This is a genomic window from Devosia submarina (genome assembly GCF_003056345.1).
GTDB classification, from domain to species: Bacteria; Pseudomonadota; Alphaproteobacteria; order Rhizobiales; family Devosiaceae; genus Devosia; species Devosia submarina.
On sequence record NZ_PYWB01000018.1, the window covers coordinates 1 to 13,943 of the forward strand.

The 13,943-nt window shown below is 60.6% G+C and carries 12 protein-coding genes; 3 read left to right on the forward strand and 9 right to left on the reverse strand.

The genetic code is table 11. The features are described from left to right. Window positions 1-582: 582 nt before the first annotated feature. The 7 genes from DDE77_RS18670 to DDE77_RS18700 form a co-directional block, all read right to left on the reverse strand. Window positions 583-1,863: a D-tagatose-bisphosphate aldolase, class II, non-catalytic subunit gene (locus DDE77_RS18670; RefSeq protein ID WP_108399001.1), complete on the reverse strand. Its 1,281-nt coding sequence runs from the start codon at window positions 1,861-1,863 to the stop codon at window positions 583-585. After that, complete coding sequence (locus DDE77_RS18675; RefSeq protein ID WP_108399002.1) at window positions 1,860-2,813, reverse strand: tagatose kinase; 954 nt, start codon at window positions 2,811-2,813, stop codon at window positions 1,860-1,862. Before DDE77_RS18675 ends, DDE77_RS18670 begins: the two co-directional genes overlap by 4 nt. A gap of 15 nt (window positions 2,814-2,828) precedes the next feature. Further along, a complete protein-coding gene (locus DDE77_RS18680; protein ID WP_108399003.1) occupies window positions 2,829-4,037 on the reverse strand; it encodes an ROK family transcriptional regulator in 1,209 nt (402 codons plus the stop codon). 95 nt (window positions 4,038-4,132) lie between these two features. Beyond that, window positions 4,133-5,149 (reverse strand): substrate-binding domain-containing protein, encoded by a 1,017-nt coding sequence (locus DDE77_RS18685; RefSeq protein ID WP_108399020.1) that lies wholly within the window; start codon window positions 5,147-5,149, stop codon window positions 4,133-4,135. Between the two features lie 56 nt (window positions 5,150-5,205). After that, window positions 5,206-6,183, reverse strand: coding sequence for an ABC transporter permease (locus DDE77_RS18690; protein WP_108399004.1), 978 nt, complete (start codon window positions 6,181-6,183; stop codon window positions 5,206-5,208). A 14-nt stretch (window positions 6,184-6,197) separates the two neighbouring features. Further along, window positions 6,198-7,736 (reverse strand): sugar ABC transporter ATP-binding protein, encoded by a 1,539-nt coding sequence (locus DDE77_RS18695; RefSeq protein ID WP_108399005.1) that lies wholly within the window; start codon window positions 7,734-7,736, stop codon window positions 6,198-6,200. Between the two features lie 102 nt (window positions 7,737-7,838). Further along, on the reverse strand, window positions 7,839-8,723 hold the full coding sequence (locus tag DDE77_RS18700) for a sugar phosphate isomerase/epimerase family protein (protein WP_108399006.1): 885 nt from the start codon (window positions 8,721-8,723) through the stop codon (window positions 7,839-7,841). A 180-nt stretch (window positions 8,724-8,903) separates the two neighbouring features. Between DDE77_RS18700 and DDE77_RS18705 the strand changes: the two genes are divergently transcribed. The 3 genes from DDE77_RS18705 to DDE77_RS18715 are packed head-to-tail and all read left to right on the forward strand — an operon-like array spanning window position 8,904 to window position 11,078. Next, window positions 8,904-9,665: a GolD/DthD family dehydrogenase gene (locus DDE77_RS18705; protein WP_108399007.1), complete on the forward strand. Its 762-nt coding sequence runs from the start codon at window positions 8,904-8,906 to the stop codon at window positions 9,663-9,665. A gap of 49 nt (window positions 9,666-9,714) precedes the next feature. Continuing rightward, a complete protein-coding gene (locus DDE77_RS18710; RefSeq protein ID WP_108399008.1) occupies window positions 9,715-10,443 on the forward strand; it encodes an SDR family oxidoreductase in 729 nt (242 codons plus the stop codon). After that, window positions 10,443-11,078 carry an HAD-IA family hydrolase gene (locus tag DDE77_RS18715; RefSeq protein WP_108399009.1) on the forward strand — a complete coding sequence of 212 codons (636 nt, stop codon included), beginning with the start codon at window positions 10,443-10,445 and terminating at the stop codon, window positions 11,076-11,078. The genes DDE77_RS18710 and DDE77_RS18715 overlap by 1 nt, the downstream gene beginning before the upstream one ends. Window positions 11,079-11,305: 227 nt before the next feature. Here DDE77_RS18715 and DDE77_RS18720 read toward each other — a convergent pair whose 3' ends face one another. Then, window positions 11,306-12,427: a mandelate racemase/muconate lactonizing enzyme family protein gene (locus tag DDE77_RS18720; protein ID WP_108399010.1), complete on the reverse strand. Its 1,122-nt coding sequence runs from the start codon at window positions 12,425-12,427 to the stop codon at window positions 11,306-11,308. Continuing rightward, entirely contained in the window at window positions 12,424-13,938 is a 1,515-nt protein-coding gene (locus DDE77_RS18725; protein ID WP_170116551.1) for an argininosuccinate lyase, read from the reverse strand. The genes DDE77_RS18720 and DDE77_RS18725 overlap by 4 nt, the downstream gene beginning before the upstream one ends. Between the last annotated feature and the right edge of the window lie 5 nt (window positions 13,939-13,943).

A 13,943-nucleotide genomic window follows, 5' to 3' on the forward strand; every position in this document is an offset into this window, starting at 1 on the left:
CACGGAAGTAATCACTTCGACCCGTCGAAACGGCTCATCGGCACTCTTGGACATAGTCGTACTCATAGGCGTATGCCTATGCCTTATCAGCTATGCCACATGTCCGGTCAAAATAGGGTGCGCTCCAATGGACCTCACTGAACCTCGAGGTATTCGAAACGCCATTGCGCACGGGCTAGCATCTTCCCATAGCGATCCATATTCACCTGATTCCGAGCCGTACGTTACCTGCAGGACAAACGACGGACTGAGAAAGATAACCTTGGGCGACCTGCGTCGAACACAGACGCAGCTTGAGCGCCTTCGAAATGTGCTGCGGACAAGCGATATGACCGCCATGCCAGTTGTGCCGCGACGCACATAGCCGGTCGGACTAGCGCACACAGATAGCCTGGCGTTAAAGCGCCCCATTCCGGCCATTCAGGTTGGTCACGCAACTCCCAGAAGCAGCCGTTCCGTCCAGGCGAAACATCCACTGACCCTATTAGTCATGACCATCGAAGAAATGAACGAGCTTTTGCTAGTCTCCTGAGGACTGGAGCACCTCGCATCCTATGAAGATCCTAAAGTCTCGGCACGGTATTATGGAGCTCTGATAGCAGTTTGATATCCATCGATGACCCGCCGAACCGCTAACAGGACGAGTGTTCTCGCCTGCCTATCCCCAGTGTATGAGAATGTTGCGGCGGGTGAGGCGCCCAGATACTGACTGACCAGTGGCACAGGTATCTCCCTTTCCCCTAACACCTCCAAGAGGCGGTCCGCAGCCTCCATGGCGCTCTCGCTAGGCCAATAGTAACGGATACGGTCCGACAGGCTGAAGTGACGCTGCAAATATTGTTGGTGGGCGTCGCCCGGGTAGTACTTTTCCCAGGCCGACGGGTCGGAGACCATTGCTGCCTCCATAGCAGTGGAGACAGCTTGGTGGGGGGAAATCAGGCGGAGTTCGAGGGCAATCCGATCCAGCCCGTAAAACGCCTCGCGCAGGGCAAAGGTCAGCGCCGGACCGACCTTAAGTATGCTGAAGCCGTCAGCCACCAGGCCCGCGAGCGCTTCGAGCGACTGGTAGTCGGTGGAGTGGGCCTCAAACACAACCTGGGGCTTGTCGGCGAGAACTGCCACGAGGTCGCGCGACCTTGCTCGGTCATAGATCACGAGGTCATCGTTGCCGAACTCGACACCGGGCTGGACGACGATGGCAATGACACGCGAGAGCGCATCGGAGAGGCCACGCTCCGCAAAGGCATGCCGGTGAACATCGACAGTGCCGCGCGCCGCGCCAGGCTTGGTGACCTCGACATGATCGAGCGCTTCTAGCGCGCCTCCTGGGATCGGCACTTCCGTGCCGATGACATAGACCGGGCGCTCGGCACCAGCGGCCAGGGCGGATTCGGCGGCAGCGGCGAGATCCGCAGCGCGCAATGCGGTCAATTCGTCTGGCAGGGCTAGTGGCTCACCCAGACACCCCATGCTGGTATCGAGATGCAGCTTGGTGAAACCGGCGCGCGCAAAATCGGCAACCATGACCCGCGCACGCGCCAGGGCGTCCTCGGCCGGCAGATGTTTCCAAGGATTTGGACCGAGATGGTCACCCCCAAGGATCAGGTTATCGAGGGAAAAGCCGACCTTTTGTGCAATGCCCTCAACAAACGCCCGGAAGTCGGCAGGCGTCATGCCGGTATAGCCGCCCTCCTGATTGACCTGGTTGCAGGTGGCTTCAATCAGGACCGGCTGGCCACGTTCGACGCCATCGAGCAGGGCCGCTTCGATCACCAGGGGGTGGGCCGAACAGATCGAAACAATGCCCGAGCGCTTGCCCTCGGCGTAATTGCGCGGCAGCTCGAGAAGAAGACGCGTGCTCATGCTGCCTGCTCCGTGTCCGCGAGAAATGCATCAAGCTGGTCGACTGTGGACGCCCCTTCCATCGGGCCCTTGCGGGTGACGGCCAGCGCACCTGCCGCATTGGCGCGGCGTAGATTGTCGGCAGCATTAAGGCCGGCAAGCCAGCCAGCGAGAAAGGTCGCGCCGAAACAATCCCCTGCCCCCGTCGGATCCACCTCGTCGACTTTAAATGCGGCAACGGTGATATCTTCATCGGCGGCGACATAGCGCGCGCCTTCGCTGCCCTGCTTCAGCACGATGGCCTTGAGACCGCGCCCAAGTAAATCGCCCAGGGCCTTTTCGACATCCTGCTCGGCGGAGAACAACAATAGTTCGGCTCCGCTCGGCAGAAACAGGTCGGTCGCTGCCAGCACCCGGTCCAGTGCCTCACGCAGTTCTGGAAAGCCCAGCATTTCCTTGCGAATATTGGGGTCAAAGGAGACGGTACCGCCACGCGCCTTGATCTCGTCGAGCGCATAAAGCACGGCCTCTATAATGGCAGACGATACCAGCGAGGAGCCCATGACATGGAGGTGTCCCGCCTCGGCGATCACGGCCCTCGCTTCGGACGTCAACCCGATGTGGCCATTGGCACTGTGGCGGATATTGAAGACGAAGTCGCGATCGCCATTGTCGCGATAGCGCACGAAGGCGCTGCCGGTGACGGCATCCTCATGCACCCGGATGGCAGAGACATCGACGCCATCGCCACGAAGGCGCTCGATATTAAGCCAGCCGAAATCATCGTCGCCGACGCAAGATACCATGGCGCAGGGGTGCTTCTGCCGCGCCAGCTGGTCGATGAAGATGGCCGGTGCGCCTGAAGGAAACGGTCCAACCAAGTCAATTGCCTCGCGAAAGCCATTGCCGGGGCGAACGGCCATGATCTCGACGACGATCTCGCCGACCGTCACTACCTTGCTTGTCACGATGAAGTCTCCAAAAATTCAGGCGGAAGCGGAGGCCGATTGCTCGCCGTGATGCAGCACTTTCTCGTCCACCGAGAACATCTGCTGGTGCATCAGCATGGCGCCACCCAGCGACGGGCCGTCGATGCCCAGCGCAGAGACGCGGATCTCCGGCATGCGGAAACCTTCAATGAACTCCTTGCGCATGGCACCCAGAATGTCGTCGGCAACCACATCGAAAACAGGAGCGACCGAACCGCCCAGAACGATGGCGGAGGGGTTGAGCACACTGGTTATTTGCGTTAGGCCCAGCGCCAGCTTCTGACCCCAGTCATGCGCGGTCTTGAGGGCGATGGACTCGCTTCGGCCGATGGCCGCCAATAGATCATCGAGCGTGCTCTGAGGGTCAGCGCCATGCCAGTGATAGCGAGCCAGGATCGCGTCCTTGCCTACATACCCCTCAAGGTGACCCGGACGCGTCCTGCCGCGAAAGAAACCTTCGCCGCCCAGGACGATCTGGCCAAATTCAGCCGCGTGTCCATAGGAACCACGGAAAAGCTTGCCGCCGACAACGATACCGCCACCGACGCCGTTCTCGATCATCAGGAAGGCCTTAGTATCGCTGCGATTCGAAGGTTCCTTGTAAGTCTCGGCGATGCCGAAGGCGTTGGCATCGTTTTCGATGATGATGGGAAAATCTTCGCCAAACTTACCCTGCAACAAGGTTCGCAGCGGCACCTGCTGCCATCCGAGCAGCAGCCCATTGATGACAAGGCCCTTGCGGTCGAGCAACGCCGGAAGCGTCACGCAAAGTCCGCGCACTTCCCCCGGTCCGCCCGACTTGGCGATCGCCTCGCGGATCATGCCGATAACGGCATCGATGCTTTCGTCGGCCGGCCGTTCCGCCGTCGGAAAACTGACGCTGTCGCGATAAAGGAGTTTGGTGGACAGATCGATCGCGACCACGCCGAGCCTGTCGACGCCGATCTCGGCGCCGATAAAGGCGCCGCCACCGGGGCTCAATTCAACGGCGATGCCCGGGCGACCGGTGCGGGTTTCGGTACGCTCGAGATCGGCGCGCTCGACAACCATCTGGTCGGAGACCAGATTGGCGATGATATTGCCCATGCTGGACCGATTAAGGCCCAGTTCGCGTGCCAGCGCCGCCCTGCTCATGGCACCCTTGCGGAACAGGACGTTCAAGGCGCGGAGCTCGTTGAGGTAGCGAATCGACTGCGGTGTAGCCATCGGGATCTCATTTTGCGAACCGAAGAGTAATCATTCGGCAGGCGATGTTAAGAGCGGAGGCGGCCGAGGCCGCCTCCATACCCAGGGAGGGTATCTTATGCGCCGTCGCGCAGAGCCAGCAGCTCTTCGACGTTGTCGGCGGTGACGGGAACCCACGGAACCGAATACTGCTTCTCGGTGCCGCCGCCCCAGACGAGCGCGCCACCATTGACGTCCCATACCGCAGCGACCGGCGTGTAGGCATCGCCCTGGACAGCAGCTGCCGCCAGATCGATTGCGCCTTGCGCAAGCGCGTTGGCATCCTGCAGGGTCGACATCATCTCGCCGCGCTGCACAGCCAGGAGCGCATCGGTAATTCCATCCACGCCGGCGACCGGAACGGTTGCAGGATCGAGGCCGTAGGCCTTGACTGCCTCAAGCGAACCGATCGCCATTTCGTCATTTTCGGCGATCACGCCCTGAATGTCGCCGCCATTGGAGATCAGCCAGTTTTCCACCAGTGTCAGCGCTTCGGCACGCGACCAGTTGGCCGTGCGGGTTTCGAGCACATTGATGTTGGGGTATTCGGCCAAAACCTTCTGGATGCCTTCGAGACGCTGCACCTGGGCCGACTGGCCGATCATGCCTTCGACGATCACGACATTGCCTTCGCCGTTGATCTTCTCGATCACCGAGCGGGCCAGCATTTCGCCGGCCAGCACGTCATCCGAGCTGATGAAGGCGTGGTAGAGATCGGTATCGCTGATCAGGGTGTTCGAGCCGATCACGGGAACGCCGGCTTCCATGGCGCGAGCCACCGGATCATTGCCGGCATTGATGTCGACAGGAATGAAGATGATGGCATCATAGCCCTCATTGATGGCGGTATCGAACTGGTTGGACTGGTTGAAGGGGTCCATCCGACCGTCGAGGACGGTCAGTTCGATTGTGCCATCTGCAACGAGCGGATGGGCTTCGGCGGCATTGGCCCAGAGCACGTTAAACTCGGTGTCGAGGCTCTGCACGATTGCGGCGATGCGCAGCTTGTCCTGGGCATTGGCTGCACCCAGGCCCATGGCCAGAGCGCTGACACCCGCAAGAGTACCGAGCATAAGGCGGCGATTGATAGTCATTGCCATGAAATTCCTCCTATTGATGGCATTCTTCAGCCGGCTGGGAGCCGGATAAATTATGATTGAGCGTTGCGGGAGCGATCGATCAGTACGGCGGCGACGATGATCGCGCCCTTGACGATCTGCTGGTAGTAGGACGACACACCCAGCAGATCGAGACCGTTGCCAATAACGCCGATGATCAGCACGCCCACAAGGGTGAAGACGACGGAACCCACGCCACCGACGAGGCTCGTGCCGCCGATGACGACCGCCGCAATGGCATCGAGTTCATAGCCAAGCCCCGCCTGGGGCAGTGCCGATGTGGTTCGGGCGGTGAGGATCGCACCGGCGAAACCGGCCAGCGCACCCATGATGAGATAGGCCGAGAAGGTAACCATGCGGGTGGGAATGCCGCTGGTGCGGGCACTGCGCACATTGCCACCCACGGCATAGATCCAGCGGCCATAGATGGTGAAGCGCAGGACGACCCAGGCAATCACGAAAACCAGGGCGAAGCAGATGACCGGCACGGGAATGCCCGCAACGAAGCCCTGCCCCAGCCAGCGGAAATCGGCGCTCAGGTTGGGCACCGGGCGGCCGTCGCTGATCAACAGCGTGGCGCCGCGGGCCATGGAGAGCATACCCAGGGTCGCAACAAAAGCGGTCACCTTGAAGCGGGCAACGAGCAGGCCGTTGACTGCGCCAAACAGCGCACCGACGCCGATGGCCGCAGCTACTGCAAGGAAGGGATTGGAGGGATCGGCACCGGTGACCAGCGCCCCTGCTACGATGCCGGCAAAGGCCAGCACCGAACCGATGGAAAGATCGATGCCGCCTGTCAGGATAACGAAGGTCATGCCTACTGCCAGGATGCCGTTGATCGAGACCTGGCGCAGCACGTTGGTGATATTGCCGGTCGACAGGAAATTCTGGTGCGCGAAGGACAGAATGACGAAGAGGATAAGGAAAGCCAGCACGATGCCATAGCGCGACACGACGCGGCCGAACCGGGCATTGCGGGCTTCACTGGATTTTTGAGCTAGTTCGACCATTTGGGTGCCTCGGTTCAGCTGGCAAGATGGACCAGGGCTTCCTGGGTCGCTTCGGCGGCAGTGAGCTCGCCCGCGATGCGGCCGGACCGGAAAACGATGATCCGGTCGGCATTGGCCAGGATTTCTGGGATTTCGGATGAGATCATCAGCACCGCATTGCCGCGGGCTGCGAAGTCGGAGAGAAATGCGTAGATTTCGCGCTTGGCGCCCTCATCGATGCCGCGCGTCGGCTCGTCGCAGATCAGCACCTGCGGGTTCGTCTCGATGCAGCGTGCAAAGACGACCTTCTGCTGGTTGCCGCCGCTGAGATTTTGCACGGCAAGATCACGGGAGGCCGTGCGGACACGGAAGCGCTCGATCTGGGCATCCACGGCGCGGTTTTCCTCGCCCGCCTTCATGAAACCAAAACTCGAGAAGCGCTTGAGCGCACCCATGACGATATTGTCGCGCACCGATGCGGGCAGGACGAGACCATTGCCCTTGCGATCTTCGGTGACCATGGCAATGCCGGCGCGCAGGGCGTCGGACGGATGCTTGATGATGAGCTGGGTTCCCCGCAGAAGAACGTCGCCGCTTTGCTTGGGTCCGTTGCCGTAAAGCGCATTGGCGAACTCGCTGCGACCGGCGCCCATCAAGCCATAAAGGCCGAGGATTTCGCCCTTCGCCACGCTTAGGGAAATATCGGTGAAGACGCCGCCATTGGAGAAGTTGCGCGCCTCGATTACGGCCTCTGTGGCCTCGCGTTCCGCACGCGGTTCCTGGTCGCGCAGGTCGCGGCCGACGATGAGGCCGATCAGGCGCTGGCGGTCAATGTCGGCAATGGCGCCGCTTTCGACAAAACGGCCATCGCGGAAGACGGTATAGCTGTCGGCGATCGAGAAAATGTCTGTCAGGCGATGGGAAACATAAATGATGCCAACGCCCTGCGCCTGCAGCGAACGGATCGCTTCGAACAGCGTCTCGGATTCCTTTTCACCGATGGCCGAAGTCGGCTCATCCATGATGAGAACCTGGCTTTCGCGGCTGATCGCCTTAGCGATCTCCACCAGCTGCATCTGCGCGACGGTGAGGTCGCGCATGACGGCGGTCGCATCGATCTTGAACTTGAGTCGATCGAAGAGCGCGCGTGCATCTGCGACCATTTTGGCGCTATCGGTGAACCAGCCGCGACGCGGTTCACGACCGAGATAAATGTTCTCGGCCACGGTCATGTCGAGCACGGGGCTCAGTTCCTGGGTGATGATGGCGATGCCATCGGCCAGTGCCTCGGCAGCCGACGCATAGCTCACCACCTGGCCGTCGCGAACCATGGTACCGCCGTCGGCGCGCAGCAAACCCATCAGAATATTGAGGAATGTGGACTTGCCGGCGCCATTGCCACCACAGAGGGCATGGACGCTGCCGGCATGGAGTTGGATGCGGCCATCGAGCAGGGCGGGGACACCGTTGAAGGACTTAGAGATATCGGTAGCGGCGAGCAATACGGTCTGCTCGACCGAAAAGCCCGCATCCGAAAGGTCGAGCACTTGGCGACCTTCAAGAGCCTTTTGCATGACACCCTCCCCGAACAGGCCTGAACCGCCTTATTATGTTCGTTGTGAAACCAAACATATTGGACACCGGTGGCGCTGTCAAGCGACCGGCGTCCAGCTCAACTATGCCGATCGCGTGATCAGCGCCTTGCGCTTTGCTTCGTCGTAACGCGCCTCGATGAACGCCTTGGCCAGCCGCGCGACTTCGACATTGTCGACCCAGGTGTCGCGCCAGATGCCGCAGGTGATCGACAGATCCTCATCCACAACTTCGGTGGAGAAAGACTCGAAGGTGATGTAGTCATCATAGCCCATTTCAACCAGCGCATCGAAAACGGCCGGGAAATCGATCGTGCCGGTTCCGAGGTAGCCGCGATAGTTTTCACCGATATGGAAATAGCCCAACCTCTTGCCCGCAAGCTTGAGAGCCGCCGGGGTATTGGTTTCCTCGATGTTCATGTGGAACGTGTCGAGGTGCAGGAAAACGTTATCCGAACCTGTCGCCTCAATGTAAGCGAGGCCCTGCGCCGTGGTATTTAGAAGGTTGCTCTCGAAGCGGTTGACAATCTCGAGATTCATCGAGACACCGGCCGTCTTAGCGCGTTCTGCAACACGCGACATAACATCAACGCTGTTGTGCCAGCCCTTCTTGGTTGGCATACGGAAATACTTGGTGTGCGCGGAAAAAATGATGCCGCCGAGCTTTTCGCCGCCAAGATCACGCGTCACCTTTACGGCATCGTCGAGCACCTGCTCGCCACGCTTGACGCTATCCGCATCTTCACTGGAGATGTCGCTGTCGAGAGGCAGGCCCATAGTAACGACCACTTTGAGGTTATAGTCCTCCAGGCGCTTGGCCAGCCAGGCGACGTCGAATTTGGACGGATCGAGGCGAGGAAATTCGATCAGGCCATAGCCGAGCGCAGCGGACTTCTCCATTGCGCCTTCCAGGTTCTCCTGGGTCGTCCCGCCGGTCCAGACGAAAGAGTGAATGCCGAGCGTTTTCATTGTCTTGGGGATCCTGTGATCGTTTGATTTGAGAGGACTGGGCAAAAGCCCGACCGGTCACCTCTCCTCCCACCGGCCATTTGTTTGCATTAGCAGCAAACAAACTTGCGAGCAAGGTGGCCTCGATGTAAGCATGATCCAAATTGCGCGACCGAAGGATCGCATCACGGGAGGGAAAGCGTGACACAGAGCCTGTTTTCACAAGCGACAGATTTGACCGGGAAAGTCGTAGTCATCACCGGGGCGGCTGGCGGCATCGGTAGCGCCATGGCCGAAGCCTTCGGCCAGAGCGGCGCAACGCTGGCACTGACTGATCGCACTGACGGGCATGTCGAAATGGCCCGCCAGTTGGGCGCACAGCATCGTGCCTGGACATTCGACGCAACTAACGCGGGCGCCATCGACGACTTTGCCAAGGAGGCCCGCGCCCATTTCGGCAAGATCGACATCCTGGTCAACAATGCCGGTATTGGCCTGCTGGCGCCCGCGGCCTCCCTTTCCGTTGCCGATTGGGATCTGACAATGGCGGTCAATTTGCGCGCGCCTTACCTTTTTGCGCGTGCTTGTGCACCGACCATGCTGGAGGCCGGTTGGGGTCGTGTCATCACCATCTCCTCCCAGGCAGCCATCATCGGCATCGACGAACACGTTGCCTATAGCGCCAGCAAGGCCGGCCTTCTGGGAATGACCAATTGCCTTGCGCTCGAATGGGGTCCGCGCGGCGTCACCGCCAATTGCATTTCCCCCACCGTGGTCGAAACCGAATTGGCCAAGGTCGGCTGGTCTGGCGAGAAGGGCGAGAAGGCCCGCGCCGAAATCCCTACCCGCCGCTTTGCGCAACCGTCCGAGATTGCCCTTGCCGCCGTGTTCCTGGCCGGCGACGCCGCCGCCATGATCAACGGCGCCAATCTCGTCATCGATGGTGGTTTCACCATCCGCTAGCGCGCTGTTCGCAATCTAGAAATCACGCCATTTCCATGAGGAGGATACCTTGGCACAATCAATTTCCGGCCGCGTTGCGGTCGTCACAGGGGCAAGCTCAGGCATTGGCCGCGCCGCTGCACGGGCGCTGGCCGCCGAGGGCGCCCGGGTCGCTCTTGTCGCACGCTCGACCGAAAAGCTCGAAGCGCTTAAGACCGAGCTGGGGGGTGATACGCTTGTCGTTTCCGCCGATTTGACGAAAGCCGCCGATGTGGATAGCGCCATCAGGACGGTGACCGACCATTTCGGTCAGATCGACATTCTCTTCGCCAATGCCGGCAGCTATGTCACCGGCGATGTGGCCGAAGGCGATGCCGACCAGTTCGACGCCGTGATCTCGGTCAACGTCAATGCCGTGTTCCGCATGGTCCGCGCTACTTTGCCCGGCATGATTGAGCGCCGCAGCGGCGACATCGTAGTGACCAGCTCCATCTCGGGCCATCAGGCGATCCACTGGGAACCCATCTACAGCGCGACCAAGCATGCCGTTCAGTCGTTCGTACATGGCGTTCGCCGCCAGGTCGCGCCTCACAATGTGCGCGTCGGCGCGCTGGCACCCGGCATCGTGCTCAACGAACTCTGGGGCCTAACCGACCAAGCCGAGATTGTGCGCCGCGTTGCCGCCCATGAAGGTCTTCGCTGCGAGGATGTAGCGGACGCCCTGGTCTTCATGCTGACCCGTCCGGCTAATGCCACCATTCGCGATCTGGTGATCCTGCCACAGAACCAGGACATCTGATGCCCGAAGGCGTTTTTGATGCTATCCTGTTCGACATGGATGGCACGCTCCTGGACTCTTCGGCGGTGACGAAACGTGTCTGGCGGCGATGGGCCATTCAACACAATCGTAACGCAGAGGATGTAATTGCGATGTTGCATGGCCGACGCGCCATCGACACGCTCCTCGCGCTTGGCCTCGACCCAACCGAGGCCGAGCGCGAGGCGAATGCACTGAACCTGCAGGAAGAAAGTGACATGGACGGCGTCATCGCCCTGCCCGGCGCGCAGCAGTTTTTGGCGATGCTGCCTGCCAGCCGCTGGGCTATTGTCACCTCTTCCACGACCGTTCTCGCTGAACGACGTCTTCATGCTGCCGGACTGCCGATTCCTGGCGTGCTGGTAACCTGCGAAGACGTGATGGAAGGCAAGCCTTCCCCTCAGGGTTTTCGTTCCGCAGCCTTACGTCTGGGCGTGAACATATTGGGATGTCTGGTGTTTGAGGACAGCCCTGCAGGAATTGCCGCAGGCCACGCGGCAGGCGCGAAAGTATGCGGAGTCGGTGTGGCGCCTGAAGAAGACTACTGGGTTGAAGACTATCATGGCTTGTCAGCCGAATATTTTGGCACCAAAATATGGATACGTAGTTCCTCGTAGCAACGCGCAACCCTTTAGCTACAATTTGTTGTGCCGCGGAGCGGATACATTTCGGTGATAGGCCTTATTCTGCCCGACAATTATGCGCCCCAATTCAGCCGTTCTGACCCAAAACACGGATTTCCCAAGAGCGGTCATTCTCGGTGGCAAAACCTAGAATCCATTGTCTCACTCTTCTACGCTCAGTTGCGAAGCTAGCAATTCAGCTGGGTCAACAGGTCACGAACTTAAGACCAATCTTCTGTTGCGTACCGCTCTGCTTCATCCAGATCGATATCCATGCCGATGCCCGGCGCTGAGGGCAGTTCGATGTAGCCATTCACAATTGGCGGAATACCTCGGTACAGGTTGTGCCAGAACGGATCGCGGTGCGGTTCAGGGTAAATCTCTACAAAAGTACTGTTGGCAACCCCACCCATCAGGTGCATGCTGATATGCGGTTCACCGACCTGAGCCACGCGGATGTCGACCATTTCGGCGGCGTGGGCGAGCTTCTGCCAGGCACTGATGCCGCCGCCCCGGTTGTAGGTCATGTTGATGACATCGACCGAGCCCGAGGTCAGCAGCCGGAAGCTATCGAAGACCGAGATCTCGCTCTGCCCCGCCCCCGTCGGCAGCCCACTGCGGTAACGCACCTCCTTGAGGCCGCGGACGACGTTCTTGGGATGCACCGGCTCTTCAATCCATTCGGGATCGAGGTCGCGGATCATATTGGCGAAGCGTACCGCCTCGGTGGGTGTCCAGGCCATGTTGGAATCCACCACGATCGCGAAGTCCGGACCGGCCGCCTCACGCGCGGCGCGCACCCGCTTTGCATCTTCCTCCAGCGAGACGGCACCGACCTTGAACTTGATGCCGGCAAGGCCGAGGCGCTTGTACTCCGCCATTTCACGCTCGATGCCAGCGGCATCGCGGGAGGTCTCGTAGTATCCACCGATGCCGATGACTCGTACTCGACCATGCGCGCCGCCAAGCAGCGACCAGAGCGGCACACCCAGTTCCTCGGCTTTCATCACCCATAGCGCCGTATCGACCGTCGCCAGCGCCTTGATGAAGTCCTCTCGCGGAATATAGGCCGTATTGCCCTCAAGCATGGCCTGCCAATGCTTTTCGATATCGAGCACGCTCTTGCCGACGATGCTGTCGCGGAACGGACCGCGGATCTGCGCCTTGAGATAATCGCTGTACTCGGACTCGTTGCCGACGCAGACCGTCGTCTTGTGACCGTTCTCGAGGGTGATGCGGCACAGGAGAGCCGCACGCCGTTTGACGCTATAGGTGCCGCCGCTGAAACCGTTGCCCAGGTCCGCCGCGATTTCCCGGACCTCGATCGCGCGTATAGTCGTCATGCTTGTTCTCTTTTCAGGTTGAATTTGTCCGTAAGGTCCTTGGCCGCCACGATCGTGGCAAGCCAGGCCGCTTCTGCGCGTTTGCGCTCGGTGCTGACGAATTGATCGAGCTTCAGGCTCTCGGCGCGGTAGCGGCGCGTCAGTTCCTGCATGGATTGTGAGCTGCAACCGCCCTCGGACCTCGCGGCCTCGACGAAGCGCGCCGGGTCGAGTGCCGCGCGAACCTCCGCATCGGTAAGGTGGAGCGACAGCCCGATCTCGTTTGCCGCCGCATGCACGGCAGCTGCATCGACGTCCCGCTGCCCCAAGCCTCGCTCGGCACAGTGACGGACGACGGTCGCCATCAGCGTATAACCGCTCCGGTATGGAACCCCTTTGATGCGGAACAGCCAATCGGCGAAGAAGCCGATGGTGGCCCAGCTTGAGCGGGCCGCCTGCTCCATACGGTCCTGACGGACGGTGAGCGTGGCGACGATTTCTGCCACCAGTGCGAGCGAACTTTCGGTGAACTCAAAAGCCTCGTCGAGCAGTTCCGCTTCCTGCATTACCACATCGGATGTGCCGGTGCCCCTGAAGCCTGCAAGGGTCGTCCCGAACCACTGGGTTGCCGCGCCTGCCTTTGCCCGCAGCGAGTCGAGCGCCGTGGGGTTCTTCTTGATGGGAAAGACGCTGCTGGTGCTGCAGAAGCCGGCATCGATCTCGACCAGCGCGAATTCGCTGCTCGACCAGGTACACAGATCGGTGGCGAGATCGTAGAGCACGCTCATGATGGTAGCGAGAATTGCGACGATTTCGGTCGCGTAGTAGGCGTACCGGCAACGGCGCGCATTGGACACGACGCCGCTGAAGCCAAGAAGAGTGGCAGTCCGGCCCCGGTCGATCGGCCAGGTGGTGCCCGAGAGGCCCACTGCGCCAAGTGGGTTGCGGTTGACGCGGGCGTAACACTCGGTCAGCCGCTCGCCCTGTTCGAGCAGGCGGTCGACGACGGCACTCAGATAATGCCCGAAGGTCGTGGGGTGAGCATGTTGCAGGCAGGTATATCCGGGCATCAGCGTGGCCACGTGCTGCCCGGAGATCTCCCCAAGCGTCACCGAGGCTTGGGCCGGCGCATCAACGATATCGAGACAGCGCCTGCGCTTGTAGAGCCGTCGTGCTGCAGGGCCCTGGTCCAGCCGGCTGCGCGCCGTATGCAGCTGGCCGGCAACATCCTTTCCGACCAGTCCGGCCAATTGCTCTTCCATCTGGAGTAGCAAGCTGCCGGAGACCGCATCGGTGTAGCGGTCCTCGGGATGGGTTTCGCCAATATGCAGCCGCTGGATTCCATCAACCAGACGCGCAGCCGTCTCCTCAGTAACGACGCCGGTTTCGCCAAGCATCACGGCATGGGCCAGATCGATCCACACAAACTCCCGATACTGGCGGAGTTCGCGCTGGATGTGGCGGTTCTCGCTATAGGCGAGAAGGTCCGGACGCGTAACGGCGCCCAGCCGGGCTACATAGTAGGGCTGCATGATGG